This is a genomic window from Mesorhizobium sp. WSM1386 (assembly GCF_055901595.1).
Window position 1 is genome coordinate 1,645,001 of the sequence record NZ_CM148373.1, and the last position, 2,500, is coordinate 1,647,500.

General features: G+C 56.2%; 1 tRNA gene and 2 rRNA genes (1 of these 3 only partly in view). All 3 read left to right on the plus strand.

What is annotated here, in order from left to right:
- A 23S ribosomal RNA gene (locus tag AC0NIH_RS08045) occupies positions 1 to 1,567 on the plus strand (it extends 1,255 nt beyond the left edge of the window).
- Between the two features lie 277 nt (positions 1,568 to 1,844).
- A 5S ribosomal RNA gene (gene rrf, locus AC0NIH_RS08050) occupies positions 1,845 to 1,959 on the plus strand.
- Positions 1,960 to 2,180: 221 nt separating this feature from the next.
- Positions 2,181 to 2,257, plus strand: a tRNA-Met gene (locus tag AC0NIH_RS08055).
- Positions 2,258 to 2,500 lie beyond the last annotated feature (243 nt).

Genomic DNA, 2,500 nt, shown 5'->3' on the forward strand with positions numbered 1-2,500 from the left:
CGGAGCGTTCTGTAAGCTGATGAAGCCATACCCGTGAGGGGTGGTGGAGGTATCAGAAGTGCGAATGCTGACATGAGTAACGTAAGGGGAGTGAGAGACTCCCCCGCCGAAAGACCAAGGGTTCCTGCTTAAAGCTAATCTGAGCAGGGTTAGCCGGCCCCTAAGACGAGGCGGAAACGCGTAGTCGATGGGAACCACGTTAATATTCGTGGGCTTGGAGGTAGTGACGGATCATTGAGGTAGTCCAATCTTATCGGATTGAACGGGCTGCTGCGTGGTTCCAGGAAATAGCTCCTCCTTATAAACCGTACCCGAAACCGACACTGGTGGTCTGGTAGAGTATACCAAGGCGCTTGAGAGAACTATGCTGAAGGAACTCGGCAAATTGCACGCGTAACTTCGGAAGAAGCGTGACCCTTTTCCACGCAAGTGGAGGAGGGTGGCACAGACCAGGGGGTAGCGACTGTTTATCAAAAACACAGGGCTCTGCGAAGTCGCAAGACGACGTATAGGGTCTGACGCCTGCCCGGTGCTGGAAGGTTAAGAGGAGGGGTGCAAGCTCTGAATCGAAGCCCCAGTAAACGGCGGCCGTAACTATAACGGTCCTAAGGTAGCGAAATTCCTTGTCGGGTAAGTTCCGACCTGCACGAATGGCGTAACGACTTCCCCGCTGTCTCCAGCATAGACTCAGTGAAATTGAATTCCCCGTGAAGATGCGGGGTTCCTGCGGTTAGACGGAAAGACCCCGTGCACCTTTACTATAGCTTTACATTGGCATTCGTAGTGGCATGTGTAGGATAGGTGGTAGGCTTTGAAACCTGGGCGCCAGCTCAGGTGGAGCCACCCTTGAAATACCACCCTTATTACTATGGATGTCTAACCGCGGCCCGTTATCCGGGTCCGGGACAATGTATGGTGGGTAGTTTGACTGGGGCGGTCGCCTCCTAAAGAGTAACGGAGGCGCGCGATGGTGGGCTCAGAACGGTCGGAAATCGTTCGCTGAGTGCAATGGCATAAGCCTGCCTGACTGCGAGACTGACAAGTCGAGCAGAGACGAAAGTCGGTCATAGTGATCCGGTGGTCCCGCGTGGAAGGGCCATCGCTCAACGGATAAAAGGTACGCCGGGGATAACAGGCTGATGACCCCCAAGAGTCCATATCGACGGGGTTGTTTGGCACCTCGATGTCGACTCATCGCATCCTGGGGCTGGAGCAGGTCCCAAGGGTATGGCTGTTCGCCATTTAAAGCGGTACGTGAGTTGGGTTCAGAACGTCGTGAGACAGTTCGGTCCCTATCTGCCGTGGGTGTAGGAATATTGAAAGGATCTGTCCCTAGTACGAGAGGACCGGGATGGACGGATCTCTGGTGGACCTGTTGTGGCGCCAGCCGCATAGCAGGGTAGCTATATCCGGACGGGATAACCGCTGAAGGCATCTAAGCGGGAAACCCACCTTAAAACGAGTATTCCCTGAGAACCGTGGAAGACGACCACGTTGATAGGCCGGGTGTGGAAGAGCGGCAACGCTTGAAGCTTACCGGTACTAATAGTTCGATCGGCTTGATCGTTCTCATTCCTTATGCTCATCGTGAACACGATGATCTGGCCAGCGCTCACGCATGAGCGGCCCCTCTGGGGCCTATGCTCCGCGAGGGCGCCGGAAAACCGGCGACGCGCAGTCGCGCTTGCGGGCTTACGCCCGGGGCGCCCTGCAATGAAAGTCGCCATTGGCACGGAAAGACGGGCAAACGGCACAAGCCAATAGCGAGCGGGTATCCCCTGCTCACTATTCCCTGCTGCCTAACCCCTAACCCAGCTTCTCGAAAACAACGTGCGTTTTGCCGACCTGGTGGTTATGGCGGAGCGGCTGCACCCGATCCCATTCCGAACTCGGCCGTGAAACGCTCCAGCGCTGATGGTACTTCGTCTCAAGACGCGGGAGAGTAGGTCGCTGCCAGGTCTGCCAAACGCACGTTGAACTCACATCCAACCGGATGTCAGTGAAATCTTCTCTTTACGAACATGGCCCGCCAATCGGGAAACCACGGGCCGCGAAAGCGGCCCTTTCATTTGGTGAGCCAGCTATCTATTTGTAAGCCATCCTAGTCATAGGCATCGGCTTACGTCCAAAGCAGGCAAACGCTTGCTTAGATCAGCAAGCAAACGCTTGCTTAGGGTTGACGCGGGGTGGAGCAGCCCGGTAGCTCGTCAGGCTCATAACCTGAAGGTCACAGGTTCAAATCCTGTCCCCGCAACCAAACTTAAAACGGCCCGCTCAAGCGGGCCGTTTGCATGTCTGGCGGCCGCTCGAGCCTAACCTCCAGCAGATGCTCGCTTCGAGGCAAAGCTGATACCGGGACAAACCGCAAATCATCCTCCCCAACCAAAATCGCCCGCCAAACTCCAAGTGGGCGGGGCCGGCTTGCAGGCGGCGCCAGCGATTCGCTCCGAATCAGTGGCCCGTAACAAGGCAAGCCAACGCCGAACACAACTCAAGCGCT